17 protein-coding genes are annotated in these 26,644 nt (G+C 72.4%); 11 read left to right on the top strand and 6 right to left on the bottom strand.

The genetic code is table 11. The annotated features are described in order from the left end of the window. Positions 1 to 373 precede the first annotated feature (373 nt). Positions 374 to 2,080: a glycerol-3-phosphate dehydrogenase/oxidase gene (locus tag OG933_RS18100; protein WP_362517779.1), complete on the top strand. Its 1,707-nt coding sequence runs from the start codon at positions 374 to 376 to the stop codon at positions 2,078 to 2,080. A gap of 198 nt (positions 2,081 to 2,278) precedes the next feature. Here the strand turns inward: OG933_RS18100 and OG933_RS18095 are convergent, their stop codons facing one another. Continuing rightward, positions 2,279 to 3,322, bottom strand: coding sequence for a serine hydrolase domain-containing protein (locus OG933_RS18095; protein ID WP_405627847.1), 1,044 nt, complete (start codon positions 3,320 to 3,322; stop codon positions 2,279 to 2,281). A 253-nt stretch (positions 3,323 to 3,575) separates the two neighbouring features. On the opposite strand from OG933_RS18095, the gene OG933_RS18090 reads away from it, so the two are divergent. From OG933_RS18090 to OG933_RS18070, 5 genes are all read left to right on the top strand, one after another. Continuing rightward, the gene (locus OG933_RS18090) at positions 3,576 to 5,762 is read left to right on the top strand and encodes a serine/threonine-protein kinase (RefSeq protein ID WP_405627846.1); all 2,187 of its coding nucleotides are present in this window, start codon (positions 3,576 to 3,578) and stop codon (positions 5,760 to 5,762) included. A gap of 176 nt (positions 5,763 to 5,938) precedes the next feature. Then, the gene (locus tag OG933_RS18085) at positions 5,939 to 8,665 is read left to right on the top strand and encodes a protein kinase (protein ID WP_405627844.1); all 2,727 of its coding nucleotides are present in this window, start codon (positions 5,939 to 5,941) and stop codon (positions 8,663 to 8,665) included. Between the two features lie 158 nt (positions 8,666 to 8,823). Further along, complete coding sequence (locus OG933_RS18080; RefSeq protein ID WP_405627842.1) at positions 8,824 to 10,521, top strand: serine/threonine-protein kinase; 1,698 nt, start codon at positions 8,824 to 8,826, stop codon at positions 10,519 to 10,521. A 72-nt stretch (positions 10,522 to 10,593) separates the two neighbouring features. Then, positions 10,594 to 12,252 (top strand): serine/threonine-protein kinase, encoded by a 1,659-nt coding sequence (locus tag OG933_RS18075; RefSeq protein WP_405627840.1) that lies wholly within the window; start codon positions 10,594 to 10,596, stop codon positions 12,250 to 12,252. A 92-nt stretch (positions 12,253 to 12,344) separates the two neighbouring features. Next, complete coding sequence (locus tag OG933_RS18070) at positions 12,345 to 13,958, top strand: serine/threonine-protein kinase (protein ID WP_405627838.1); 1,614 nt, start codon at positions 12,345 to 12,347, stop codon at positions 13,956 to 13,958. On the opposite strand, the gene OG933_RS18065 is transcribed toward OG933_RS18070, so the two are convergent. Beyond that, positions 13,955 to 14,857: an AraC family transcriptional regulator gene (locus OG933_RS18065; RefSeq protein ID WP_405627837.1), complete on the bottom strand. Its 903-nt coding sequence runs from the start codon at positions 14,855 to 14,857 to the stop codon at positions 13,955 to 13,957. The two genes, OG933_RS18070 and OG933_RS18065, sit on opposite strands and share 4 nt — an antisense overlap. A gap of 87 nt (positions 14,858 to 14,944) precedes the next feature. Here OG933_RS18065 and OG933_RS18060 point away from each other — a divergent pair, with 87 nt between their 5' ends. The 4 genes from OG933_RS18060 (at position 14,945) to OG933_RS18045 (ending at position 21,359) form a co-directional block, all read left to right on the top strand. After that, positions 14,945 to 15,841, top strand: coding sequence for an MBL fold metallo-hydrolase (locus tag OG933_RS18060; protein ID WP_362517756.1), 897 nt, complete (start codon positions 14,945 to 14,947; stop codon positions 15,839 to 15,841). Positions 15,842 to 15,872: 31 nt separating this feature from the next. Then, positions 15,873 to 17,762, top strand: a complete 1,890-nt coding sequence (locus tag OG933_RS18055; protein WP_405627836.1) for a serine/threonine-protein kinase — start codon at positions 15,873 to 15,875, stop codon at positions 17,760 to 17,762. Positions 17,763 to 17,883: 121 nt separating this feature from the next. After that, the gene (locus OG933_RS18050) at positions 17,884 to 19,527 is read left to right on the top strand and encodes a succinic semialdehyde dehydrogenase (RefSeq protein WP_362517750.1); all 1,644 of its coding nucleotides are present in this window, start codon (positions 17,884 to 17,886) and stop codon (positions 19,525 to 19,527) included. 53 nt (positions 19,528 to 19,580) lie between these two features. Further along, positions 19,581 to 21,359 carry a GMC family oxidoreductase gene (locus OG933_RS18045; RefSeq protein ID WP_362517748.1) on the top strand — a complete coding sequence of 593 codons (1,779 nt, stop codon included), beginning with the start codon at positions 19,581 to 19,583 and terminating at the stop codon, positions 21,357 to 21,359. Positions 21,360 to 21,436: 77 nt separating this feature from the next. Here the strand turns inward: OG933_RS18045 and OG933_RS18040 are convergent, their stop codons facing one another. Beyond that, positions 21,437 to 22,468, bottom strand: coding sequence for an LPXTG cell wall anchor domain-containing protein (locus OG933_RS18040; RefSeq protein ID WP_362517745.1), 1,032 nt, complete (start codon positions 22,466 to 22,468; stop codon positions 21,437 to 21,439). A gap of 690 nt (positions 22,469 to 23,158) precedes the next feature. Next, a complete protein-coding gene (locus OG933_RS18035; protein ID WP_054242397.1) occupies positions 23,159 to 23,440 on the bottom strand; it encodes a chorismate mutase in 282 nt (93 codons plus the stop codon). 342 nt (positions 23,441 to 23,782) lie between these two features. Between OG933_RS18035 and guaA the strand changes: the two genes are divergently transcribed. Next, complete coding sequence (guaA, locus tag OG933_RS18030) at positions 23,783 to 25,363, top strand: glutamine-hydrolyzing GMP synthase (protein WP_314224684.1); 1,581 nt, start codon at positions 23,783 to 23,785, stop codon at positions 25,361 to 25,363. A 68-nt stretch (positions 25,364 to 25,431) separates the two neighbouring features. On the opposite strand, the gene OG933_RS18025 is transcribed toward guaA, so the two are convergent. Both OG933_RS18025 and OG933_RS18020 read right to left on the bottom strand, forming a co-directional pair. Next, positions 25,432 to 25,905 carry a pyridoxamine 5'-phosphate oxidase family protein gene (locus OG933_RS18025; RefSeq protein WP_405627835.1) on the bottom strand — a complete coding sequence of 158 codons (474 nt, stop codon included), beginning with the start codon at positions 25,903 to 25,905 and terminating at the stop codon, positions 25,432 to 25,434. Positions 25,906 to 25,978: 73 nt separating this feature from the next. Then, complete coding sequence (locus OG933_RS18020; RefSeq protein ID WP_362517738.1) at positions 25,979 to 26,605, bottom strand: hypothetical protein; 627 nt, start codon at positions 26,603 to 26,605, stop codon at positions 25,979 to 25,981. Positions 26,606 to 26,644: the final 39 nt, after the last annotated feature.

Genomic DNA, 26,644 nt, shown 5'->3' with positions numbered 1-26,644 from the left:
TGCCGTCCTTCCCAGTAACCGAGGTGGGACAGGTGCGCAAGCCCGGTGGACAGAGTGGACGAGCGCAATGTCAGACTAGGAGTAAATATGACCGTTATGCGGGATTGATCGACTGTGTTGGCCGGTTGTGTCGACCGGCCTGCTCGGGCGGTGTGCCGACCGGCGGTGACCGGCCGTGTCGTCCGCCGTCTTCTCCGCCGCGTTCTCCGCCGTGTTCTCCGGAAGGCCGGTTCGGGTTCCGTGAGAGTTGTCCACAGGCTGGGGGCGAGTGGTGGCTGAAGCCGGGCATCAAGGTCAGAATTTGGGCATGAGGGATACGAACCGGATCTCGCCCTGAGGGTGCGGCCGGCGCGACCTACAGCGGGAGGCAGCGGTGAGGACAGCGACACTGGGGCCGGCACAGCGAGCCGAGTCACTGGCAGCCATGGCCGAGCGGGAGCTGGACGTGCTGGTGGTGGGAGCCGGTGTGGTCGGCGCGGGCACCGCCCTGGACGCCGTGACGCGCGGCCTGTCCACGGGGCTGGTCGAGGCGCGCGACTGGGCGTCGGGCACGTCGAGCCGGTCGAGCAAGCTGATCCACGGTGGCCTGCGCTATCTGGAGATGCTCGACTTCGCGCTCGTACGGGAGGCGCTGAAGGAGCGCGGGCTGCTGCTGGAGCGGCTCGCTCCGCACCTCGTGAAGCCCGTGCCCTTCCTGTACCCGCTCCAGCACAAGGGCTGGGAACGGCTGTACGCCGGTTCGGGCGTCGCGCTCTACGACGCGATGTCCATGGCCCGCGGGCACGGCAGGGGCCTGCCGACGCACCGCCACCTGACCCGCGGTCACGCCCTGCGGGTCGCCCCCGCCTTGAAGAAGGACGCGCTGGTCGGCGCGTTGCAGTACTACGACGCCCAGATGGACGACGCCCGCTTCGTCGCCACCCTCGTACGCACGGCCGTGGCCTACGGGGCCAAGGCGGCCAACCGCGCGCGGGTGACGGGCTTCCTTCGCGAGGGCGAACGTGTCGTCGGCGCGCGGGTACAGGACGTCGAGGGCGGTGGGGAGTACGAGATCCGCGCCCGGCAGGTCGTCAACGCCACAGGTGTGTGGACCGACGACACCCAGGCGATGGTGGGAGAGCGCGGGCAGTTCCACGTCCGCGCGTCCAAAGGCATCCACCTCGTCGTGCCGAGGGACCGGATCAGTTCGTCCACCGGCCTGATCCTGCGCACCGAGAAGTCCGTGCTGTTCGTCATCCCGTGGGGCCGGCACTGGATCATCGGCACCACCGACACCGACTGGGACCTCGACAAGGCCCACCCGGCCGCCTCCAGCGCGGACATCGACTATCTGCTGGAGCATGTGAACTCGGTCCTGCGGGTGCCGTTGACCCGCGACGACGTCGAGGGCGTGTACGCCGGGCTGCGGCCGCTGCTGGCCGGCGAGTCCGACGCCACCAGCAAGCTGTCGCGGGAGCACACCGTCGCGCATCCGGTGCCGGGCCTGGTGGTCGTGGCGGGCGGCAAGTACACGACCTACCGGGTGATGGCGAAGGACGCCGTCGACGAGGCGGTGCGCGGGCTCGACCAGCGGGTCGCCGACTGCGTCACGGAGGACGTGCCGCTGATGGGCGCGGAGGGCTACCGGGCGCTGTGGAACGCGCGGGCGCGGATCGCCGCGCGGACCGGGCTGCACGTGGTGCGGGTGGAGCATCTGCTGAACCGCTTCGGGGCGATGGCGGAGGAGGTGCTGGACCTCATCGCCGCCGACCCGACGCTGGGCGAGCCGCTCCAGTTCGCCGACGACTACCTGCGCGCCGAGATCGTCTACGCCGCCTCGCACGAGGGAGCGCGCCACCTGGACGACGTCCTGACGCGCCGCACCCGCATCTCCATCGAGACCTTCGACCGCGGCACGCGCAGCGCCCGAGAGGCCGCCGAGCTGATGGCGAGGGTCCTCGGCTGGGACAAGGACCACATCGACCGCGAGGTCCAGCACTACGAGAAGCGGGTGGAGGCCGAGCGCGAGTCCCAGCGCCAGCCCGACGACCTGACGGCGGACGCGGCACGCCTGGGAGCACCGGACATCGTGCAGCTCTGACGTTCCGTTCCCTTGCCTGCTCGGGTCCTGCCCGGTCCCCGTCCGGGTCCTGCCCCGTCCCCGTCCGGGTCCTGACCTGGCCCTGTCCGAGTCCTGCCCGGCCGCGTCGGGCCGGGTCCGGCCGGGTTCGGCTTTCGCGTGGTCGTTTCACTCGAACGGGTGTAGCGATCCGGGATCTCCGTTCGGCGCCGGCTCGTTCTACGGATTGCGAGGGCAGAACTCGGCGGCGAGCAGGGCCGGTTCGAGGGCGGGGTCTGCGATCGCCGTCGTGTTCACCCGAAACGTGAGGACACGCCGACCGTCGACGGTGGCCGCGGTGCGCACGTAGCTGCCGGAGATCCGGCCGTTGTGCCCCCACACCGTGACGCCGCACGGGAGCTTCGCGGGGAACAGACCCATGCCGTACGAGCCGTGTGCGGTACGGGTGTCGAGCATCTCGCGCAGCCGGCGCGGGGGCAGCAGTTCGCCGCCGAGCAGCGCCGCGTAGAAGCGGTCCAGGTCGGTGAGTGTGGTCACCAGTTCGCCCGCGGCCCCGGCCACCCGCGGGTCGAGTTCGGTGACATCGGTCCCGTCCGGGTCGTAGGCGCGGCCGTGCGGGGAGGGCAGAGAGGTGCGGGAGCCGGGGAAGGAGGTGCCCGTCAGGCGCAGGGGAGCGATGATCCGCCGCTCCGCCTCCGTGGCGTACGAGCGGCCGGTGACCTGCTCGACCACCAGGCCGAGCAGGACGTAGTTGGTGTTGGAGTAGGCGAAGCGGCCGCGGTCGGCCGGAGGGTGGGTGACAGCGATACGGACGGCTTGCAGCGGGAGCACGGGGACGGTGCCCTCGGTGTCCCGGGTGAAGTCGTACAGGCCACTGGTGTGGGTGAGCAGGGAACGCAGGGTCAGCGCGCGCCCGTCGTTGCCCGCCCCGCGCACCAGACCCGGCAGATGCGACTCCACCGTGTCGGACAGTGACAGCCGGTGCTCGGCGGCCAGTTGGAGCACGAGGGTCGCGAGGAAGGTCTTCGTGATGCTGCCGGCCCGGAAGTGGTCGGACCGGGAGACGCCCGGGCCCGCCTCCGCGTAGCGGGTGCCGCTCTCCTCACGGGCCAGCAGGGCGGCGGCGGGCGCCTTGCCCCGGGTGAGGAGCAGCGGGAGGAGAGAGTCCGTGGCGGGCACGGGGGTCGCCTGTGAGCCGGTCGTGAACAGGCCGAGGAGCGCGAGGGACACGGGTACGGCCACCATGCTGCGAAGCGGTCGCATCACGGCTCCTCCCTTCTTCTCTTCACTCCCGGCAGGCTCATCATCCAGGGCCGGTCGCGCCTCACTTCATCGGGTCCCCGCCCGACGAAAGGGGCTCGTGGGGGCTCCGTGGCCGGAGCGTGCTGCACCTTCTGGCCGGAATTCACCGCTCCTGAGTGCGGCCGGGAGGGGATGAGAGGCACCCTGGGCGTCGGGCACTTGTCGGGTGAGGGACAATGGAGGCTCTGTCAGGGCGGGTTGCATGAGGGGACGCATGTCGGAGGCGGAGCGGGCGGGAGCATCCCGTCAGGACAAGAGCGCACGTCTCCTCGCCGGGCGGTACCGGCTGGGAGACGTACTCGGCCGCGGCGGCATGGGGACGGTGTGGCGCGCCGAGGACGAGACCCTCGGACGCACGGTCGCCGTCAAGGAGCTGCGGTTCCCGGGGAACATCGACGAGGACGAGAAGCGCCGGCTGATCACGCGGACGCTGCGCGAGGCGAAGGCCATCGCGCGGATCCGCAACAACAGCGCGGTGACGGTCTTCGACGTGGTCGAGGAGGACGACCGGCCGTGGATCGTGATGGAACTCGTCGAGGGCAAGTCGCTCGCCGAGGTCATCCGTGAGGACGGCGTGCTGGAGCCGAAGCGTGCGGCGGAGGTCGGGCTGGCCATTCTCGACGTGCTGCGTTCGGCGCACCGCGAGGGCATCCTGCACCGTGACGTGAAGCCGTCGAACGTGCTGATCGCCGAGGACGGCCGGGTCGTGCTCACCGACTTCGGTATCGCGCAGGTCGAGGGCGACCCGTCGATCACCTCCACCGGCATGCTCGTGGGCGCGCCCTCGTACATCTCCCCGGAGCGGGCCCGCGGTCACAAGCCGGGCCCGGCGGCCGACCTGTGGTCGCTCGGCGGTCTGCTGTACGCGGCGGTCGAAGGCTCGCCCCCGTACGACAAGGGTTCGGCGATCGCCACGCTCACCGCGGTGATGACCGAGCAGTTGGAGGAGCCGAAGAACGCGGGTCCGCTGAAGGACGTCATCTACGGCCTGCTCACCAAGGATCCCGCGCGGCGGCTCGACGATGCCGGTGCGCGGGCGATGTTCAACGCGGTGCTGCACGCGCCCGAGCCGCGGCACTCCGAGCCGGCGGACGCGACGAAGGTCGTGCCGTTGCCGGTGCTGCCGGACGCCGCCGGAGGCAGGGGCAGTTCGGCGGGCGCCGAGGCGGGCGAGAAGCTGCGCGGCGCGTTCCGCTCCGTGCGCAAGGCCGCCGTCGCGGCGGGCGCCGCGACCTCGGCGGCCGCGGCCCGCGCCAAGTCGACTAACGGCACAACCGCTTCCGGTTCCGTGGGGGCGCCCGAGACGCGGAAGAGCGGTGCGCAGCAGGGTGGTGCGGGCCGGGGTAGCGGGGCCACCGCTTCCGCCGCCGCTCCGTCCGCCGCCGCGCCCCCGGCCCCGGCCTCCCGGGCCACGACGGGGTCGGCGCCGACCTCGGCGTCCAGGCCGGTGTCCGGTGCGGCGCAGGCTTCGCCGTCCGTACCGGCGGCGCGTTCCGGTTCCGGTTCCGGTTCGGGCACAGGTGCGGGTGCGGGTGCGGGCAGCGGCGTGGGTGCCGGTGCTGGTTCCGGGGGCAATGGCGGGGGTGCCGGGCGGAGTTCCGGGTGGCCCGTGATGACGCCGCCGGATCTACCGCCGCGGTCCGTGCCCAGGGCGCCGCTGACCGATGTGGTGCCCAAGCGGACGCTGGTGATCATCGCCGTCGTGGTGGCGCTCGCGGTGCTCGGTACCGTGCTGGCCCTCACTCTCGGTGGTGGCGACGACACCGCAGGCGGCGCGAAGGGCGGCGGCGGTTCCCGGACGGTGGCCGGCGGGAGCGCGAGTGCGAGCGCCGACACCAAGGAGGACGAGGACAGCGGGACCCGTACGGACGGATCGTCCTTGGAGTCCGCGGCCGCGTCCTCCGGTTCCGCGTCGGGCGACACCTCCGCGGCCGGGGGCGCCGGATCCGGCGTCTCCGCGTCCGGGGACAGCAGGACGACGACGCACAAGGGCGGTCAGGGGTACTCGATCGGGCTGCCCACGGGGTGGAAGTACCAGTCCTCGGACTCCGCGGGTGACCGTTTCACCGGGCCCGACGGACAGAAGCTGCTCGTCGCCTGGACGACCACGCCCAAGGGCGATCCCGTCGCCGACTGGAAGAACCAGGAGCGCTACATGACGCGCTCTCAGTACAAGAAGATCCGAATAGCGGCGGTGGACTACCGCGGCTGGAACACGGCCGACTGGGAGTTCACCTACACGGACGGCGGGACGGCGTACCGCACCATCGACCGCGGCTTCGTCGTGAACGACAGCCTCGGGTACGCGCTGATGTACACGGCCAAGTCCGCCGCCTGGGGTACCGACCTGCGGCAGACCACCTGGACGACGTTGACGGAGACGTTCACGCCCAAGAAGTAGCGGCCGCCGAGTGGCCGTGTTCGGGCGTGAGATCTGGCATCCCCTCTTTGCGAGTTGCCTCCGGCACGTATCGTGAGTGCTTGCGGACCGTACGCATCCAGCTATACGGCCGGATACGGCTGTAACAGCACGCAACGCGAACGGAATTGACCGACCGGGCGGCCGGGGGAGGCAACGTGGACGACTACGCGGGTCGAGTACTCGTCGACCGCTACCGCCTGCCGTTGCCGCCCTCCGACGAGTACGAACTCACCGAGACACGCGCCTTCGACACCTACAGCGGGCAGGAAGTCCTGGTCCGCCAGGTGCCGTTGCCGGAGGTCGTCGAGGCCGAGGTACTCGACGCGGAGGGGTTGCCCGAGGGCTTCACGGCGCGCGAACGCGGGGCACGGGGGCCGAGGCCACGGGGCGTGGGTGCGGGCGAGGGGACGCGAAGGCCCGCCGACCCCGTCGTCCGGCGTGCCATGGAGGCGGCGCAGGCCACGGCGAGCATCCCCGACCATCCGCGGCTCGACCAGGTCTTCGACGTGTTCGCCGAGGGCGGCTCGCTGTGGATAGTGAGTGAACTGGTGGCCGCACGGCCGCTGTCGGCACTGCTCGCCGAGAAGCCCCTGACGCCGTACCGCGCGGCCGAGGTCGCCTCCGACGTGCTCATGGCACTGCGGGTGCTGCATGCTCACGGCTGGGTGCACCGGAACATCACCGCGCGCACGGTCCTCGTCTGCGACGACGGCCGGGTCATGCTGACCGGCCTGGCGGTCGGCGCGGCGGAAGAGGCGCTGTGCGGGTACGACCCGGTGCCGGCGCCGGACGCGGCGGGGCGTGAGCGGGCCGCGGCCCGGGGGAACGGGGACGCGGGCGGCCACGGCGGGAGCGTCGTCGGGCCTCGGACTTCCGCGCCTGAGCCCCGGCAGGGACAGGACGGACCGGGCGCTCTCGGCGGCCCGGGTGGCCCCGCCGGTTCCGGTGGCTCGGGCGGCTTCGGTGGTTTCGCCGGTTCCGTCGGGGTCGGCCCCGGTGGGGGTGGGCTCGGTACCGGTGCGGTCGATCCCGAGGCCGCTCGGCGGGCCGCCATAGAGGCGCGGGCGTCCGGCGCGTTGCCGGTGCCGGCGGGTGAGCCGTCCGGTGGCGGCGGGGCGTCCGGGGCGGTGGCCCGCAGGGCGCCCGTGGAGACCGGCGGAGACATCCGGGCCGCGCGTGCCGGGGCGATCGCCGCGTACCGCGCGGGAGCGCGGGCGGCGGCCCGGGTGCAGGAGGCCCAGGAGGCGCAGCAGAACGGACGTGCGGCCCTGCCCGGCGCCCGTACCCCGGGCGACGACGGCCACGGGACCCCGGCAGGCAATCCCCCCGGGCAGATCGCCGACCCCTACGGCGTCTCGGGCGCGCCCGTGCCCGGCCCCGCCGGGTACGGCCAGGGCCGGCCCGCTCACCTCCACACCGCCGGTCCAGGTCCCGGTGCCGGCGGCGCACCGTATGCCGCCCCTCCGGCGTCGCACCCTTCGCTCACGCCCGTCCCCGGCGCTCAGGCGCCCGCACAGGGCCAGGGCCAGGGGCCGTCGGGCGAGGCGCGGGGCGGGGCCCGGTGGGACGAGCTGGTGGCCGGGACGCCCGGGAGCGTGCCCCGGCGCGGGCCCGCCACCGCGTTGGCCGCCGAGCGAGCACGTCAGGCGCGGATGGCCGTGGTCGGTCCGGTCACCGAACGCTGGGCGCCCGAGCAGGCCGGGCCGGTGCACGAGAACTGGCAGCTGGCCGCGCCGATCGGTCCCGCGACCGACCTGTGGGCGCTGGGCGCGCTGCTCTTCCGGGCCGTACAGGGGCATGCGCCCTACCCGGAGGAGTCGACGGCCGAGCTGGTGCAGATGGTGTGCGCCGAGCCGCCGGCCTTCGCGGAGGAGTGCGGACCGCTCAGGCCGGTCGTGGAGTCGCTGCTGCGCCAGGACCCGACCGAGCGCCTCGGCTTCGAGGAACTGCGGGGCTGGCTGCGTTCGCTGGTGCGGTCCGCGCCGGAGCCGGAGGCGGGCACGTACGTCGTCGCCGCGCCGCCGACCGATCCGCGCCGGCTGCCGATCGTCCGCCGCCGGGGCGAACTGGTGCGCAGACGCCGTGCCGGTCTGCCCGCCACCCACGGGCGGCACAAACGCGGCCGGCCGGAGGCGAGCGGTTCGCCCCGCAGCCTGGGCCGCACCCTGCTGGTGCTGATCCTGCTCCTGCTGGCCGGGGCGATCGCGTACGCCCTGATGTTCATGCCCAAGGCGGACGAGGAGGGCGCGGCCGGTACGGACGGCTCCCAGCGGACCGGGGCCACCGGAGCACCGGGCGGCCAGGCTCCCGAGGCGAGCAGCGAACCCAGGCCCGACCAGACCTCGCCGGGCACCGGCGCCTCCCCGTCCTCCGCGTCCTCGGGAGCGGAGGCCACCCAGACGCAGACCGGCGGGTCCGGGGCACAGGCCGCCGACGGGTTCACCGTCCGCGCGGACGACGCCGGCTTCCGGGTCGCCGTGGCCAACGGCTGGGACCGCACCCCGAAGAACGGGCGCGGCCAGGTCGTGTACACGCACGGCGACTTCGAGCTGATCGTCGTACCCGGCCGCGACAGTGCGGCGTCGAACGGCAGCGACCCGATGGTCTACCAGCGGGAGAAGGAGAGCGAGCTCCAACCGTACCGTGACTCCAGCTGGGCGACGGCCTCCGGGCTGCGCACGACGACGGTGGGCGCTCGGACCATGGCCGAGGGGCAGTTCACCTGGACCGGCGGCGACGGGCGGGCGCTGTACGTCCGCAACGTCGCGATCCTCATCTCGGGGCGGTACCACATCGTGCAGGTCAGGGGCCCGGAGGCCGAGCGGGACGAGGTCACCAGGCTGTTCGAGCAGGCGTCGGCCACCTACCAGTACACCGGCTGAGCGCCCGTCCGGTCCCACCCGGTTCCGTTCGGTTCCCTGCCGGCCGGGGAAGCGACAACCGTCACAGTGCTGTCACCTTGGCACCCTGCCGGTTCCCCGGAGGGTGCCCGGTCCTTAGGCTTGCGCTGTCAAGAGCATTGCGGGGCAACGTGAATCAGATGCAGGGCCTGCTCCTGGCGGGTCGCTACCGGCTCGCCGACGCCATCGGGAGCGGCGGTATGGGCCGGGTGTGGCGTGCGCACGACGAGCTGCTCCACCGGGCCGTCGCCATCAAGGAGTTGACGGCGGCGCTCTATGTCGCGGAGGGCGACCAGGCGGTCCTGCTGGCGCGGACCAGGGCGGAGGCCCGCGCCGCGGCGCGGATCAACCACTCCGCCGTGGTCACCGTGCACGACGTGCTCGAGCACGACGGCCGGCCGTGGATCGTGATGGAACTGGTCGAGGGCCGCTCGCTGGCCGACGCCGTCAAGGAGGACGGGCGGGTCGAGCCCACCGAGGCGGCCCGGATCGGTCTGTGGGTGCTGCGTGCCCTGCGCGCCGCGCACTCCGCCGGCGTCCTGCACCGTGACGTCAAGCCCGGCAACGTGCTGCTCTCGCACGACGGCCGCGTCCTCCTCACCGACTTCGGCATCGCCCAGATCGAGGGCGACAGCACCATCACCCGGACCGGAGAGGTGGTCGGCTCGGTCGACTACCTGGCCCCCGAGCGGGTGCGCGGTCAGGACCCCGGCCCGTCCTCCGACCTGTGGGCACTGGGCGCGACGCTGTACACGGCGGTCGAGGGGCGGTCGCCGTTCCGGCGCACCTCGCCGCTGACCACTCTTCAGGCCGTCGTCGAGGAGGAGGCCGCCGACCCCCGGTACGCCGGCCCGCTCGGCCCGGTCATCACCGCCCTGCTGCGCAAGGACCCGGCCACCCGTCCCGACACCGCCGAGACCGAGCAACTCCTCGCGGAGGCGGCCGAGGGCCGGCGCCCCAGCGGGGCACAGGCGTACGTGCCGACGCAGTACGGAGGGCCCGACCGCACCGCCGGGGGGCATCACTCCGGGGCGCACCCGCTGTCCCACCCGACGGCCGGCACCGCGTACGTTCCGGTGACGCCGGAGGCGGCGACGCCCGTTCCCGGTCACCCCGTGACCGCCGCTACCGCCGTGGGGCCGACGGACATCGGCCCGGGTCCGGACACCCGGCAGTCCCAGCCGCCTCGGCGCCGTCGTCGCGTGCTGGCGCTCGTGGTCGTCCTCGCCGCGCTGGTCGGCGGGGGTACGGCCGTGGCGTGGCAGAAGTGGGACGAGGGGCGGCAGGGCACCGGCGGGTCCGCGTCGGCGTCCACCTCGCCGAGCCCGAGCACCCCCGCCGGGACGAGCACCCCCGGCGAGCAGGGCGCCGACTCCTGGAAGGAGATCAACGACCCGGTGGGCTTCGGGCTCTCGCTCCCCGAGGGCTGGGAGCGGGACGTGTACCAGGACGACGGCGACCTCAAGCAGATCGACTACACGCCCGACGGCGGCGAGCACTTCATCCGTATCGCCCTCGACAGGTCCCCCGACTTCAGCGACCCGTACGCGCACCAGATCGACCTCGAGCAGCAGCTCAAGCGGCTGGTCGCCTACAACCGGGTCACCCTGGAGAAGAACGTCTACCGGGACCGGGAGGGCTCCGAGTGGGAGTACACCTGGACCGCGCTGGCGAAGGACACGGAGTTCCCCGGGCCGCGCCGCGCGATCGAGGAGACGTACGTGTCCCGCGACGGCACCGAGTACGCGATCTACATGTCCTCGCCCGCCGAGGACTGGACCGAGGCGGCCAAGCAGTTCAAGACCGTACTGCAGAGCTGGCGGGAGCCGACTTCGTAGAGTTCTGCCCGTCCCGGTAGTTGGCCGGACGGCGCCCCGGAGGCGTGACGTCCGGTGGGGCATGATGAGCCCATGGGGACAGAGGGGGGCGGGGACGCCGTACGGGTCATCGCGGGCCGTTACCGGCTGGACGCGAGACTCGGGCGCGGAGGCATGGGGGTCGTGTGGGGCGCCACCGACCAGCTGCTCGGACGGCGTGTCGCCGTCAAGGAGCTGACCCAGGACGACACGCTCTCCGACGAGGAGGCGCGTGGCCGTCGCGACCGGACACTGCGCGAGGCCCGCGCGGTGGCCCAGCTGAGCCACCCGCACATCATCGTCGTGCACGACGTCGTCGAGGACGGCGAACGCCCGTACATCGTCATGGAGTTGATCGACGGCGGCTCGCTCGCCGACCGGATCGCCGCGCGGGGACCGATCGAGCCCGCCGAGGCGGCCCGGATCGGTATCGCCCTGCTCGGGGCCCTGCGCGCCGCGCACGCGGCCGGGGTCCTGCACCGGGACATCAAGCCCGCCAACGTCCTGCTCGAACGCGACAGCGACCGCGTCGTCCTCACCGACTTCGGTATCGCGCAGGTCGCGGGCGCCACCACGCTCACCGAGACCGGGTCGTTCGTCGGCTCGCCCGAGTACACCGCGCCGGAGCGGATGTCCGGGGCGCGGACCGGCGCGGAAGCCGACCTGTGGTCGCTGGGCGCGCTGCTGTGCACGGCGCTGAGCGGCGAATCCCCCTTTCGCCGCGACTCGTTGGGCGGCATTCTGCACGCCGTCGTGTTCGCCGAGATCCGGACGCCCGCGCAGGCCGAGCCGCTGCTGCCCGTCGTGCGCGGGCTGCTGGAACGCGATCCGGACCGGCGACTGGCTGCCGAGGAGGCGGAGCGGCTGCTGCGCGCCTATCTGGACACCGGGCGTACGCCGACGCCGGTGTCGTCGAGGTACACGCCCACCCAGGCGGACCTGCCCCGGCCGCGGTGGGAGGCACCGGCCCGGGAGCGCTCCACGCGGGGCGTGCTGGTGGCCGCGCTGCTGGTCGCCGCGATGGCGGGGGCTGGGGTGTCGGCGGCGGCGCTGCTGCTGAACGGCGACGGCGACGGCGGGCGCACGCCCACGAGTTCGGCGCCGGGGTCCTCGGCGAGCGGCTCGACGAGCCCCACGCCCACCGGGGCCTCCTCGGCCACCCGCTCCCCGTCCGGCGCCACCACGTCCTCCCGGCCCTCCCGGCCGGCCGCGTCCTCCACGGCCGGCTCCGCCTCCCCCGCCTCGGACGACCGTCCCGGTACGCCCACCGCCCCCTCCGGCTACCGCGTGGCGGTGGATCCCGCCGGGTTCTCGCTCGCCGTGCCGGAGGACTTCACCCGCGTACCGCAGGGCGAGCGGGTCTTCTACATGTCTCCCGGGCAGGTCTTCCGGCTCGGCATCAAGGTCGCCGCCGCACCGCCCGGCGGCCCGCTCGCCGTGATGGAGTCGGCCGCCGCCGAGGGCCCGGACACCAACCCGGGTTACCACGACGGCCGGGTCACCGAGACCGGTCACGGCGGGCACCCCGCCGCCCTCTGGGAGTTCACCTGGAACGGCTTCAGCGCGGCGGAGGGGCCCCGGCACACGTACGACCTGTGCTGGGAGGAGGGCGGGCTGCTGTACGACGTGTGGGTGTCGGCGCCGGTCGGGAAGGTGCGGGAGGCGCGGGAGTACTTCGACGTCGCGGTCGACACGTTCGCCGTATCGACCTAAACGGGAGATAAGGAACGTTGCGCGTCACGGGTCTGTGACCGGTGGGGGCCGCCGGTGGATACCGGCCTGCCTGGCGCGATATGGATGGACCCATGAGTTTCGACGGGGGCGCCGGCCACGAGGCCGACGAGACGACGAGTTTTGTTCTGCAACCGCCCAGGCCGGCACCGCAACAGCAGGCGGCGGTGCCCGTCCAGGTCGCCCCGCCGCAGGAGCCGGGCGTCGGGCGGCTCATCGCGGGACGCTACCGGCTGCTCGCCAAGCTCGGGCACGGCGGCATGGGCACGGTGTGGCGCGCCAAGGACGAGACGGTGGACCGCGAGGTCGCCGTCAAGGAACCCCGCGTACCGGACCACCTTCCCGAACGTGAACAGGCCAACGCGTTCGAGCGGATGCGCCGCGAGGCGCGGGCCGCGGCCCGGCTGGACCATCCGGCCGTGGTGAACGTGCACGACGTGGCGGTCGTCGACGGCCGGCCGTGGATCGTGATGGAGCTGGTCCACGGACGCTCGCTCGGCGACGCCCTCCAGGAGGGCACGCTCGGCGCGCGCGAGGCGGCCAGGGTCGGCCTGGAGGTGCTCGGCGCGCTGGAGGCCGCGCACGCGGCGGGCATCCTGCACCGGGACGTGAAGCCGGACAACATCCTCCTCGGCAGCCACGACCGGATCGTCCTCACGGACTTCGGCATCGCCCAGATCGAGGGCGAGACCAACCTGACCGACACCGGCGGGTTCGTCGGCTCGCCCGAGTACATCGCCCCCGAGCGGGTGCTGGGCCAGCGCCCCGGCCCGGCCTGCGACCTGTGGTCCCTGGGCGTGGTGCTGTACGCGGCGACGGAGGGCGTGTCGCCGTTCCGCCGCAGCAACACCCCGGCCACGCTCCAGTCCGTCCTGAACGCGGTGCCCGCGCCGCCCGCCGCCGCCCAGGGCCCGCTCGCCGAGGCCGTCAACGGTCTGCTGGAGAAGGACCCGGCGCGCCGCCCGGCCGCCGCACGGGTGCGGGCCCTGCTGGAGGCCGCCGCCGAGCCGCCCGCGCCCCAGCCCACCCAGGTCGTACGGCAGGTGGAAGTCCCGCGCGCCCGGAGCCGGTTCGGCCGCGCGGTGTGGACCGGGCTCGGCGCGGCGGTCGTCGCGGCGGCGGTGGCGGCGTACCTGGTGGTCGCCGACCCGTTCGCGGGGCCGCTGCCGGACGGCTGGACGACGAAGCCCGAGAAGACGGTCACCGCGACGCTGGCGGTGCCCGACACCTACGTACGCGGCGAGCCGGGGAAGAACGCCGCCGACGACGAACACTGGGTCAGCTACACCGACCCGAGCGGCGCGATCTCGGTCGTCCTGCTGGTGGACCGCAAGGCCGAGGACACCGGCCACGAGATCAAGGCCTCCGCGGCCGCCGAGATGTACGCCGACGACGGGGACTTCAAGGAGTCCGGCAGCTACGAGCTCGAAATGCCGGAGGGGCCGAAGACCTCGACCGACGACAACATGACCTTCCATGACCAGAAGGCCGCCGGGAACACGGTCGTCTACACCACCACCGACACTCAGGAACCGGCCCCGCGCGAGCTCAGGATCCTGTACTACAAGTCCACCGGCGGGGACATGTACAAACTGATGATCGGCTACCCGGGCAAGGGCGACTTCACCCGGCGCGGCCGCGAGGTGGCCGACACCGCGATCGCCAACCTGAAGATCGACAAGCTCTAGGCCGGTCCCTGGCCGGGAGCGGCCCGGTACCGCCCCGGGGTCGTCCCGAACTCCCGGCTGAAGGCGTGGGAGAGGGCGTACGGGCTGCCGTACCCCGTCTCCCGGGCCACCGCCGCCAGCGGCGCGTCCGTGTCGCGCAGCCGGGCCGCGGCGAGCGTCAGCCGCCACCACGTGAGGTACGCCATCGGCGGACGGCCGACCAGTGTGGTGAAGCGGCGCGCCAGTGTCGCCCGGGAGACACCCGCCCGCGCCGCGAGACTGTCGTTGGTCCAGGGCGCGGCCGGGTCCGCGTGCAGCGCGCGCAGCGCGGCCGTGGCCACCGGGTCGCCGAGGACGGCCGGCCAGGTGCCCGTCGCGGCCCGCGCCAGCCACGCCCGGACCATGTAGACGAGCAGCAGGTCGAGCAGGCTGGGCAGGGCCAGGGAGGACCCCGGCCGGCGGCCGTCGAGCTCATGGGCCAGCAGGTCGACCGCGCCACGGAGTTCGGACGGCCGGTCGGCCCGGTTCGCCAGGTGCACCACCTGGGGCAGCTCCGCAAGGAGCGGGTGCGTACGGCTGCGGTCCAGCCGGTACTTGCCGCACAACAGCTCCACGTCACCCGCCGTGTGACGCGGCCGGACCCTTTCGAACGGCACCGCACGGGCCGCCGTCGCCGCGTCCACCGGCCCGTCGGCCAGCACGTGCCCCGCACCGTGCGGCAGCAGCACGACGTCCCCCGGGCCGAGGGGGATCCCCGTACCGCCCTCCGGCAGCAGCCAGCAGCTCCCCGCCAGGACGACATGGAAGCCGGCCCCCTCGTAGGCGGCGATCCGGGTGCACCAACTCCCGCTCACCCCCAGCCGGTCGGAGTGCGGCCGTCCGGTGCGTACCGAGGAGATCGCGTCGCTCACCACGTCCATGAGGGAAGCGTAGGTGAGGCGGACGCGTATCCGGTTGAGCGGTTCGGGCATCGAAACGCTCAGGGGTGCCTCCCTAGGCTCGCCGACATGACTGACGAACATGTGCAGAGCTTCACGGTCGGGGACGTCGAGATCCTTCGGGTGGTGGAGTGGCAGTCCCTCTTCGTGCCCGCTCGCGACCTCGTCCCCGGCTGCGGTCCCGAGGTGTGGAAGGAGCACCGGGAACTGCTCGCCCCGGACCACTGGGACCCCGACAGCGACCGGGTGATGTCGGCGCTGCAGACCTGGGTCGTGCGCAGTGCCGGCCGGACGGTCCTCGTCGACACCGGCGTCGGCAACGGGCGGGAGCGGCCCGGCTTCCCGCACTTCCACCGGCGGCAGGGAGACCTGCCGGGGCGGCTGGAGCGGGCCGGCGTGCGCCCGCAGGACGTCGACGTCGTGGTCAACACCCATATCCACGCGGACCACGTCGGCTGGAACACCCTCGACGTCGAGGGGGAGTGGGTGCCGACCTTCCCTCGCGCCTCCTACCTCCTCCCGGCCGCCGACGACGCCTACTTCGGTCCCGCGGGCGGCTACGGCGGCGGCGTGCGGGAGGACGACCGCCTGGTCTACGAGGACAGCGTCGCTCCCGTGCACCGGGCCGGGCAGGCGGTGCTCTGGGAGGGGGAGCACCGCGTCGACGAGCACCTCACCCTGGAGTCGGCCCCCGGCCACACCCCGGGCTCGGCCGTCCTGCGGGTCGCCTCGCGCGGCGAACGGGCCGTGTTCGTCGGGGACCTGCTGCACAACCCGGTGCAGGTGCTGCGGCCCGAGTGCAGCAGCTGCTTCTGCCTCGACCCCGCACTCGCGGCGGCTCAGCGTGCCCGGATCCTCGAACGTGCGGCAGAGGAAGGGGAGTTGGTGATACCCGCACACTTCGCCGGGCCGGGTGCGGTGGAGGTGCGACGGCTGGAAACGGGACGGTTCGCCGTGGGCAGGTGAGGGCGCCGGAGATCGTGGTAGTCATGGAGGCATGAGCAACGACGGGGACCCCGGCGGCGCCGAGAGCCGGACGGTGGGCGGGCGCTACCGGCTGCTGGAACGTATCGGCTCCGGCGGTATGGGCACCGTCTGGCGGGCCCGCGACGAGCTCATGGAACGCGAGGTCGCCGTCAAGCAGCCCCGGCTGCCCGGTGATCCCGAGGACGACTTCCACCGCCGGGCCGCCCACCGCCTGCACCGCGAGGCCAGGGCCGCCGCCCGGGTCGACCACCCCTCCGCCGTCACCATCCACGACGTCGTGGTCGAGGAGGGTGCGGGTGCCGACCCGGAGGGCGGACTCCCCTGGATCGTCATGGAGTTGGTCCGCGGCGAATCCCTGCACGAGGTGCTGAAGCGCGGCCCCCTCGATCCGGCCGAGGCCGCCCGGATCGGCCTCGCCGTCCTCGGCGCGCTGCGTGCCGCGCACGCCGTCGGCATCGTCCACCGGGACGTGAAACCCGCCAACGTCCTGCTCGGCCCTCCCCCACCCTCGACTTCGCTCGAGCGGGGGCACCTCCATGGCCGGGTCGTCCTCACCGACTTCGGCATCGCCCACATCCAGGGCGAGGAGTCCCTCACCGCCAGCGGCGAGTTCGTCGGCTCGCTGGAGTTCGTCGCGCCCGAGCGGATGGCCGGACGGGGTGGGGGCCCCGCCTCCGACCTCTGGTCCCTGGGCGTCCTGCTGTACGCGGCCGTGGAGGGCTGGTCCCCGTTCCGCCGTACGACCGTGGAGTCCACGCTCGCGGCGGTCATCGCCGCGGACCCACCGGAGCCGAAACAGGCCGGCCCGCTCGGCCCCCTCGTCGTACGGCTCCTGGTACGCGACCCGGTACAGCGGCCCGACCCGGCGGAGGTCGCCGAGATCCTCGCGGCGATCACGGAGGGCCGACCGGTCCCGGCCGGGGAGCAAGGGGAGCAAGGGGAGCAGGGGGAGCGCGGGACTGAGGAGTCGGAGGAAGCGGAGAGGGCGAAGGCGGCGGAGAGGGAGAAGGCGGAGGGGGAGAAGGCGGCGAAGGGGGCGGAGAGGGAGAAGGCGGAGGGGGCCGAGCCTCAGGACGTGCGGGCCTTGCGGGAGTTCGGTGAGGACGCGGGAACGGTGCGCGTGGGGGCGGCAGGGCCGGACCCGGCGCGACCGAGCACGCGGCACGCGGCGAACGGCCACCCCGGACCACAGCCCCACCCCGCCCCGGCCACCGAGCCAGGGCCGGCCGGTGCGGGCCGCCTCCTGCGCCCGCTGACGCGTCGCTCGCTGACTCTGGCCGTGCTCGTCGGGCTGCTCGCCGGCGGGACCTGGTGGGGCAGCTCCTGGCTCGGCGGAGCCGACAGCGGGGCGGCCGAGCGGCCGGTGACCTACGCCGGCTCGGCGCCGACGGAACCATCCGCCTCCGCCCCCGCCTCCGCCTCCACCCCTGCCTCCGCCGTCGCGGGCGCGCGGTGGGTCGCTCACCGCGAGGCCGGGCTGGCCGCCGTCCTCTCCCTCCCGAGCCGGTACCGGCAGTCGGCCCGGCAGGCCGACGCGGGTCGGCAGCCGCGCCTGGTGGTCTACTCGGCGGGCGCGGTCGACGTACGCCTCACCCTCTGGGACAAGGCGCCCGCCGCCCCGATGGCCAGGGCCGCCCAGGCGCACGAGATCTGGAACGGCCACGCCCCGGACGCGCGCACCCAGACCACCCGCACCAGCTTCCACGGCGCCCAGGCCGCCCTCGCCGACACCACCTACGGTCTGGACGCCACCCCGACCCGCGTCATGGAGCTGTTCGTCCTCACCGCCGACGCCCGCATGTACGAGCTGCGCGTCGACATGCCCAAGGGGACGCCGGAGGAGAAGCAGGGCACGGCGGTGTTCAAGGAGGCGCGCGACCGGCTGGAGATCGGTAAATGACCGGGCATGACGTCCTGATCAGCAGGTTTGTGCCAGTGAACGCTGGCGCCATGTGTGCGGTCGGTGAAACCGTATTACCGGCGGGTACCCAAAGTCTTCCCCACGTCATACCCTGCGCCTCATGACGGACTCGCAGGCCCCGGAAAAGACCGGCACCGAGATCAGTGGGACGACCACGACCGGTACCAACCCCCTCGCCCCCGCCCCCACCGGCGTCCGTACCGCCGCAGACGTGGTCACGCCGGAGCTGGTCGCCCAGCTCACCAAGGGGGTGACCGGCTCCGGCCGTACCGCCAACCACACGCCGTTCACCGGCGGGAAGCTGGCCGACCTGCCCGAGTCCACGCCCGACGACGTACTGAAGGCCTTCGAGGCGGCCCGCAAGGCGCAGGCGGTCTGGGAGCGGACGCCCGTGCGGGAACGCGCCGCCGTGCTGCTCCGCTTCCACGACCTGGTGCTGGAGCGCCAGGCCGAGGTGCTCGACCTCATCCAGCTGGAGACCGGCAAGGCCCGTCTGCACGCCCACGAGGAGGTGCAGGCGGTGGCCGTCGCCGCCCGGCACTACGGCCGCAAGGCCCCCGCCTACCTCCGACCCAAGCGGCACGCGGGCGCCATGCCGACGCTGACGAAGGTGACCGAACTGCGCCACCCGCGCGGTGTCGTGGGCCAGATCGCCCCCTGGAACTACCCGCTGGAGCTGTCGGTCGGCGACGCCCTGCCGGCGTTCGTCGCGGGCAACGCGGTCGTGATGAAACCGGACACCGAGACCTGCCTGACCGCCCTCTGGGCCCGTGACCTGCTCGTCGAGGCGGGTCTGCCCGCCGAGGTCTTCCAGGTCGTCCTCGGTGAGGGTCCCGTCGTCGGCCCGGAGGTCGTCCGGCACGCCGACTACGTCTCCTTCACCGGCTCCACCCGTACCGGCCGCGAGGTCGCCCAGGGCGCCGCCGCCCGTCTCATCGGTGTCTCCCTCGAACTCGGCGGCAAGAACGCCATGCTGGTCCTCGAGGACGCCGACATCGAGAAGGCCGCGGCCGGCGCCGTCCGCGCCTGCTTCTCCTCCGCGGGCCAGCTCTGCATCTCCATCGAGCGGCTGTACGTCCACGAGTCGATCGCGGACGCCTTCGTCGAGCGCTTCGCCGCCCGCACCAAGGCCATGCGCCTGGGCACCTCCCTGGCCTACGGCGCCGACATGGGCTCCCTGGTGGGCGAGCGCCAGCTGGAGACGGTGACCCGGCACGTGGAGGAAGCCGTCGCCAAGGGCGCCAAGGTCGTCGCCGGCGGGGTCGCCCGCCCGGACATCGGCCCGTACTTCTTCGAGCCGACGATCCTCGACGGAGTGACGGAACCCATGTCCGTCTGCACCGAGGAGACCTTCGGCCCGGTCGTCTCGATCTACCGCTTCAAGACCGACGACGAGGCCGTCGAGCAGGCCAACTCCACGCCGTACGGGCTGAACTCGTCGGTCTGGACGAAGGACGGCCGCCGCGGCCGGGACGTCGCCTCCCGCCTGCGCACCGGCACGGTGAACGTCAACGAGGGCTACGCCCCGGCCTACGGCAGCGTCCAGTCCCCGATGGGCGGCATGAAGGACTCCGGTCTCGGCCGCCGCCACGGCTCCGAGGGCATCCTCAAGTACACCGAGGCCCAGACGGTGGCCCAGCAGCGCCTCCTTCCGATGGCTCCGGCACTGGGCATGAACGACGAGAAGTACGCGGAGTTCATGAGCCGGAGTCTGCGGCTGATGAAGGCGTTCCGCTTCCGCTAGGGCGCCCGCGCCGGCGCGCACCCCCTCACACCCGTTCTCAAAGAGGAGAGCACGTGTCCCAGGACACCTACGACTACGACGTCCTCGTCGTCGGATCCGGCTTCGGCGGCTCGGTGACCGCCCTGCGCCTGACGGAGAAGGGCTACCGAGTCGGTGTCCTGGAGGCGGGCCGCCGTTTCACCCGGGAGTCGCTGCCCAAGAACTCCTGGGACCTGAAGAACTACCTCTGGGCCCCCAGGCTCGGCATGTACGGCATCCAGCGCATCCATCTGCTGGGCAACGTCATGGTGCTGGCCGGCGCGGGCGTGGGCGGCGGCTCCCTCAACTACGCCAACACCCTCTACGTACCGCCGAAGCCCTTCTTCGACGACCCCCAGTGGCGTGACATCACCGACTGGCAGGAGGAGCTGAAGCCGTACTACGACCAGGCGCGGCGCATGCTGGGCGTACGGCTCAACCCGACGACGACCCCCTCCGACGTGCATCTGAAGGCGGCCGCGGAGCGGATGGGCGTCGGCGACACCTTCCACATGGCGCCCGTCGGTGTGTTCTTCGGCGACGGCGAGGACGCCGACGGGACGGCGAAGGCCGAGCCGGGGGAACAGGTCGCCGACCCCTACTTCGGGGGCGTCGGCCCGGCCCGCAAGGCCTGCACCGAGTGCGGTGAGTGCATGACCGGCTGCCGGCACGGCGCGAAGAACACCCTGAACGAGAACTACCTCCACCTCGCCGAGAAGGCGGGCGCCGTCGTGCACCCCCTGACGACGGTCGTCTCGGTCACGGACGACTCGCAGGGCGGCTACGCGGTCGCCACACTCCCCACCGACGACCGCCGCAAGGCGAAGGGCAGGGTCTTCAAGGCCCGCCGCGTGGTGATCGCCGCGGGCACCTACGGCACCCAGACGCTGCTGCACCGCATGAAGGCAGGCGGTCAACTCCCGCACCTCTCGGAGCGGTTGGGTGAGCTGACCCGTACCAACTCGGAGGCGCTGGTCGGGGCGCAGACCGACGACCGCCGCTACCGCAAGGCGACGGGCGCGGCGAAGGTGGACTTCACCCGCGGAGTCGCCATCACCTCCTCCGTCCACCCGGACGACAGCACCCACATCGAGCCGGTCCGCTACGGCAAGGGCTCCAACTCGATGGGCGGCCTGTCGATCCTGCAAGTGCCGTACGCGGAGGGTTCGTCGAGGGTCGCCGGCTGGCTCGCCAACGCGGCCCGCCACCCGCTCCTCGTCCTGCGCTCGCTCTCCAACCGCCGCTGGTCGGAGCGGACCATCATCGGCCTGGTGATGCAGTCCCTGGACAACTCGCTGACGACGTATCTGAAGCCGACGGGTGTGGGCCGCGGCCTGCTGACGGCACGCCAGGGACATGGCGCCCCCAACCCCAAGCAGATCAGGGCCGCTTCCGAGGCCGCCTCCGCGATCGCCGCCGACATCAACGGCTTCGCCGGCTCCAACGTGGGCGAGCTGATGGGCACTCCGCTCACCGCGCACTTCCTCGGCGGCTGCCCGATCGGCGACTCGCGCGAGACGGGTGTCATCGACCCGTACCACCGCCTCTACGGCCACCCCGGCATCTCGGTCGTCGACGGCGCCGCGGTCTCGGCGAACCTGGGCGTGAACCCGTCGCTCACCATCACCGCCCAGGCCGAGCGCGCGATGTCGTACTGGCCGAACAAGGGTGAGACGGACCCGCGTCCGACGCAGGGCGCGGCCTACGAGCGGCTGAAGCCGGTGGAGCCGGTCAGCCCGGCGGTACCGGCGGAGGCGTTCGGCGCGCTGCGCCTGCCGTTCCTGGGAATCCCGGCCGTCCCGCCCAAGCAGTAGCGGATCCGCCCGGACATAAGGCGAAGGGACCTGCGCCCCCCTCCGAGCGCAGGTCCCTTCGCTGGTCTGTACGCGTGTTACGCGTGCGTGCCCGCCTTGCGGCGACGGACCGCGAACACCGCACCGGCGCCGGCCACCACGGCGAACCCGCCGACCAGTCCGATCATCGGCAGCGCGGAGTTCGAACCGGTCGAGGCGAGGCTGCCGCTGATCGGCTTGGCGCTGCCCTGGGGCTTGGCGCCGTCGGTGGGCTTGTCACCGTTCGGCTTGGCGTCGTCGACACCGTCCGCGGAGCTGCCGGCGGCGAGGATCTCGATGTCGTACAGGTCGCCGTTGCCGTAGCAGGTGGAGTCCTTGCCCGCGTAGACGGCTTCGCTGAAGGCGAGCGAGGAGCCCGCGGGCGCGGAGGACTTGACCTTCAGTCGCAGGTCGAGGGTGGCGGAGGAGTCCTTCTCCAAGGAGTCGAGCAGGCCCACGAACGAACTCGTGAGGTTGGCCTGCTTGCCGTTCTCGTCCACGTCATAGTCCTGGAAGCTGTCGGTCCACTTGCCGTCCTCCTTGACCTGGATGACGGCGAGGCCCTCGGACAGCCAGGCGTCCGTGTCGTCGCCGTACTCCATGAAGGCGTCGATGTACACGTTCTTCAGGTCCTGGTCGGAGTCGTTCGTGACGACGAACTTGAAGCCGTGCCAGCCGGAACCGGCGACGATCTTGCTCGGCAGACCCTTGATCTGGGCGGTGAGCTTCTCGTCGAGTTCGAAGGACTCGCAGTCCGTGTACGGGTCGAACCCGTCTTCGCTCTCGCTCGCCGACGGGCTCGCGGAGGCCTTGCCCGAGCCGGACGCGGACGGCGACGAGCCGCCGGACGGGGAGCTGGAGGCGCTGCCGCTCTGTGATCCGGACGCCGACGGGGACGAGGTGTCGGACTCCGAGGCGGAGGCGGACGGGCTCGACTCGCTCGAACCGGACGGCGAGGCGGAGGTGCCGTCGGACGCGCTCGCGGACGGTGAGCCGCTCTCCTCCGCGAAGGCGGCGGGCGCGGACAGCAGGGCGAGCGGCGCGATGGCGGCCGTCGCGGCCATGGTGACGAGCGTACGGCGAAGCTTCATGAAGACCTCGGTCGATCCGGTGGGAGGCCTTCCGCATGGGGGTCGGGATGTGGCCTTTGGTTCGCTAGGTGTGACAGGCCAAAGCTGTGAACAGTTGTACTGGGCTCACAGAATCTTTATATGGCGCGCGTCACACCTGCGGCGCCCGTTTCCTGCGGGGGCATGACGAAGGGCCCCGCGGGACGGATCCGCGAGGCCCTTCTTTATCGTCAGCACCGGCGTCAGGGCAGCGCCGGTGCCTGGGAGCGGCGCCGGGGGGTCGCGCCGCTGGCCTGGACCTGTGGCAGTGCGGGCAACGCACGGAAGAGGGTTGCCCGGAGGGGGACTTGGGGCTGGTCGGGGCTTTCTACGCATCGTGCTGGATGAGCGCGGCGCCCGCAACCGTTTGACCCAGCCCTTGTGCATTTTTGCATTTTTCGCCGGTCGGCTCGGCCCCGGGCGTCCCCGAGGCCGGCCGTTCTCTTGGGTGACCGGGCTGCTGTCCCCTGCCGTCCGGTCACTTGTCCGGAGCGAGGTCCCACGGCGCACGGCACGATCCGTACGCCTCATCGCTCCGGCGAGCCACGCGTGGTTATTCCGGGCCCGCCCCTGGCTGGAACGGACACCGGGACCAACGAAGCCGTCCGGGAGGCGGTCACGCGCCCGTACGGGTGAGAAGCGGGCTGACGGGGGCCGAACTGACGCCCGACCTCAGACCCGGCCCCGGCACAGTTCGAGCAGCGTCATCGCCAGGGACGTGCCGGGCTTGCCGAGGGCGTCCCTGTAGTGGCCGAGGATCTCCATCTCGCGGGAGAGGTTCACGCGCCGGCCGCCGGAGGTGATCCGCGCATCCTGGATGACGGCGGAGACGGCCATCCGTTCCTGGATCAGACCGATGATCCGGTCGTCGAGCGAGTCGATGCGCTCACGGGCGCCGGTGATCACGTCGGCCGCCTCGGGGGTGCGGGCGCCGGTCAGGTCGATGGTGGTCATGGGGGCTCCTGTGGTGGATACGGGTGCCCCGGAGCGGCAGGACCCGGGAGAAACGACAGGCGCCCCGGGCCTTGTCGGCCCGGGGCGCCTGGGAAGTCGCTCGTCAGTTGCTCAAGCAGCACGACCATGGCAGCCGGTGGGCCGGTTGCCATAGGTAAAGACGAAGGTGGGGTGCGTGAGCATGCGGCCAGTATGCAGGGTCGCCGGGTGAGGTCCAAGGCGGTTGGCGAGGCGGTTCGCATCCTGAGACGCGGTGGTCGTTCCGGTGCCGGGACCGGTCCCACGTCCACCTCGGTAGAATCGGGTTACACAGAGACCCCGCCCCACCGCCGGAAGGCCCCCGTGTCATCAGCGACTCCTACTGCCGCCGCCCCCGACACCGTCCTGGTCGTCGACTTCGGCGCGCAGTACGCCCAGCTCATCGCCCGTCGAGTCCGCGAGGCGCGGGTCTACAGCGAGATCGTGCCGAGCACCATGCCGGTCCAGGAGATGCTCGCCAAGAACCCGGCGGCGATCATCCTCTCCGGCGGCCCCTCCTCCGTGTACGAGGAGGGCGCCCCCCGCCTCGACCGCGAGATCTTCGAGGCCGGCGTTCCCGTCTTCGGCATGTGCTACGGCTTCCAGCTGATGGCGCAGACCCTCGGCGGCACGGTCGACAACACCGGCGCCCGGGAGTATGGCCGCACCGAGCTGCACGTCTCCCGCTCGTCCTCCACCCTCTTCGAGGGCACCCCGGCCGAGCAGGCGGTGTGGATGTCGCACGGCGACGCCTGCTCCGCCGCCCCCGAGGGCTTCAGCGTCAGCGCCTCCACGGACGTCGTCCCGGTCGCCGCCTTCGAGAACGACGAGAAGAAGCTGTACGGCGTCCAGTACCACCCCGAGGTCATGCACTCCACGCACGGCCAGCAGGTGCTGGAGCACTTCCTGTACCGCGGCGCGGGCCTCACCCCGGACTGGACCACCGGCAACGTCATCGACGAGCAGGTCGCGGCCATCCGTGAGCAGGTCGGCGACAAGCGCGCCATCTGCGGCCTCTCCGGCGGCGTGGACTCGGCGGTCGCCGCGGCCCTCGTCCAGAAGGCCATCGGCTCCCAGCTGACCTGCGTGTACGTCGACCACGGTCTGATGCGCAAGGGCGAGACCGAGCAGGTCGAGAAGGACTTCGTGGCCGCGACCGGCGTCCAGCTGAAGGTCGTGGACGCGGAGGAGCGCTTCCTCACCGCCCTCAAGGGCGTCTCGGACCCCGAGGAGAAGCGGAAGATCATCGGCCGCGAGTTCATCCGGGTCTTCGAGCAGGCCCAGGCGGAGATCATCGCGGACGCGGGTCCGGCGGTGGAGTTCCTGGTCCAGGGCACCCTGTACCCGGACGTCGTCGAGTCCGGCGGCGGCACCGGCACCGCGAACATCAAGTCCCACCACAACGTGGGCGGTCTGCCGGAGGACCTCGAGTTCCAGCTGATCGAGCCGCTGCGCAAGCTGTTCAAGGACGAGGTCCGCATGGTCGGCCAGGAGCTCGGCCTGCCGGAGGAGATCGTCCAGCGCCAGCCGTTCCCGGGCCCGGGCCTCGGTATCCGGATCGTCGGCGAGGTCACCAAGGACCGCCTGGACCTGCTCCGCGACGCCGACGCGATCGCCCGCGAGGAGCTGACGGCCGCCGGTCTCGACCGTGAGATCTGGCAGTGCCCGGTGGTCCTCCTCGCGGACGTCCGCAGCGTCGGCGTGCAGGGCGACGGCCGCACCTACGGCCACCCGATCGTCCTGCGCCCGGTCTCCTCCGAGGACGCGATGACCGCCGACTGGTCGCGCCTCCCGTACGACGTCCTGGCGAAGATCTCCACCCGGATCACCAACGAGGTGCGCGACGTCAACCGGGTCGTCGTCGACGTGACCTCGAAGCCGCCGGGCACCATCGAGTGGGAGTAGGTCCTCCCGAGGCTCTGAGGCTTTCTGAGGCTCTGAAATTCTCCGAGGCTTTCTGAGGCCCTCTGAGGTCAGGTCCGTTTGAGCGTGCGCACCGGCGCTCCGGGCTGCCAGACCTGGGCGACCAGATAGGTGTCGTCCTCGACGTAGGTCCGTACGACCTCCGTCAGCTCGGTGCGGAAGAGGTGGAACGGCTGCGGCGGTTCCACCTCTGTCACGTACGCCGTCCTCGCCTCCCCGTCCGCCACCTCGACCGCCCGACCCGCGACCCGTACATCGCCCCCGCCCATCCCGGTGCCCTCGCCGGGGTTGGCCTGGAGGCAGAAGCGTGCGTCACGGCGCAGGTCGAGGGCCTTGAGCGAGTCCGGCATCATCCCGAGCCACAGCTCACCCCCGAGGAAGCGGACCTCGATGCCGGTGGTGCGGGGGGAGCCGTCCTTGCGGAGCGTCGCGAGAACGTGATGCGTGAAGGCTCCGAAGCGCTGCTCGGTGATCTTCGCGAGTGCGGGTTCGGCTGCGGCGAAGGCCGCCCAGTTCGCTGTCATACGGCGAGTGTGGCCCCCATACCCGACATCCGCTGTCGGGTATGGCCGGGCCGGGGGTCACCAGCGCTGCGGGTCAGAAACCCTGCGGCACCGGCCGTACGTACCGCTCCAGCCCCGCCGCGTCCCGCACCGGCGTGCAGCCGGCCGCCATGAGCCGCTGCGCCAGCTTCGCGCGCCGGGTCGTGTTGACCTTGAGGGAGCCCAGCATGAACAGCGGCATCAGCACGGCGAGGGGGAGCAGGACCGCGTACTTGCCGGTCAGCACCGCCATCAGCAGGAACAGCACCGCCGAGCCCCAGCCGATGCCCAGCAGCTGCTTGCGGTTGGCGGCCGCGCCGAGGGCGTCGTGGCGGATGAGCGCCGTGATCACGTCGACCTCCGGCTGCACCTCGGGGACCGGGGTGAGCGAGCCCAGGTACATGCCCGGCACCGGGCGGCCGGGGCCCGGGTCGGGGAAGGCCGCCGAGTTCGCCGCGGCCCGCTGCCGCGCCCAGGGGCTGGAGTCGCGCACCAGCTGGACGTGCATGATGCGGTGTTTGCCGACCAGGCGCACGCTCTCGTACCGGAAGCCGTAGCACTCGGCGAGGTAGACCAGCGAGCCGAACGTCTCCAGCTCCGCGAAGGGGTGGACCAGCTCGATGTCGTTGCGCGTCGCGATCTGGCGCATGAGGGCGGTGATGTGGCGGTCGGTGAGACTCACGGTGTGCTCCGAAGGTGACGGAAATCGTCATCTTTACAT

Origin of the sequence: Streptomyces sp. NBC_00016 (assembly GCF_045040885.1) — a bacterium.
Lineage (GTDB): Bacteria > Actinomycetota > Actinomycetes > Streptomycetales > Streptomycetaceae > Streptomyces > Streptomyces coriariae.
Note: the sequence above shows the minus strand (reverse complement) of the source record. Positions and strands in the feature narration are given on the sequence as shown.

What these genes read in the sequence shown, in the direction of transcription:
- OG933_RS18095 (WP_405627847.1), bottom strand. Translation starts at nt 3,322, where the DNA reads ATGCGACCGCTTCGCAGCATGGTGGCCGTACCCGTGTCCCTCGCGCTC.
- OG933_RS18090 (WP_405627846.1), top strand. Translation starts at nt 3,576, where the DNA reads ATGTCGGAGGCGGAGCGGGCGGGAGCATCCCGTCAGGACAAGAGCGCA.
- OG933_RS18080 (WP_405627842.1), top strand. Translation starts at nt 8,824, where the DNA reads ATGCAGGGCCTGCTCCTGGCGGGTCGCTACCGGCTCGCCGACGCCATC.
- OG933_RS18075 (WP_405627840.1), top strand. Translation starts at nt 10,594, where the DNA reads ATGGGGACAGAGGGGGGCGGGGACGCCGTACGGGTCATCGCGGGCCGT.
- OG933_RS18070 (WP_405627838.1), top strand. Translation starts at nt 12,345, where the DNA reads ATGAGTTTCGACGGGGGCGCCGGCCACGAGGCCGACGAGACGACGAGT.
- OG933_RS18065 (WP_405627837.1), bottom strand. Translation starts at nt 14,857, where the DNA reads ATGGACGTGGTGAGCGACGCGATCTCCTCGGTACGCACCGGACGGCCG.
- OG933_RS18060 (WP_362517756.1), top strand. Translation starts at nt 14,945, where the DNA reads ATGACTGACGAACATGTGCAGAGCTTCACGGTCGGGGACGTCGAGATC.
- OG933_RS18055 (WP_405627836.1), top strand. Translation starts at nt 15,873, where the DNA reads ATGAGCAACGACGGGGACCCCGGCGGCGCCGAGAGCCGGACGGTGGGC.
- OG933_RS18050 (WP_362517750.1), top strand. Translation starts at nt 17,884, where the DNA reads ATGACGGACTCGCAGGCCCCGGAAAAGACCGGCACCGAGATCAGTGGG.
- OG933_RS18040 (WP_362517745.1), bottom strand. Translation starts at nt 22,468, where the DNA reads ATGAAGCTTCGCCGTACGCTCGTCACCATGGCCGCGACGGCCGCCATC.
- OG933_RS18035 (WP_054242397.1), bottom strand. Translation starts at nt 23,440, where the DNA reads ATGACCACCATCGACCTGACCGGCGCCCGCACCCCCGAGGCGGCCGAC.
- OG933_RS18025 (WP_405627835.1), bottom strand. Translation starts at nt 25,905, where the DNA reads ATGACAGCGAACTGGGCGGCCTTCGCCGCAGCCGAACCCGCACTCGCG.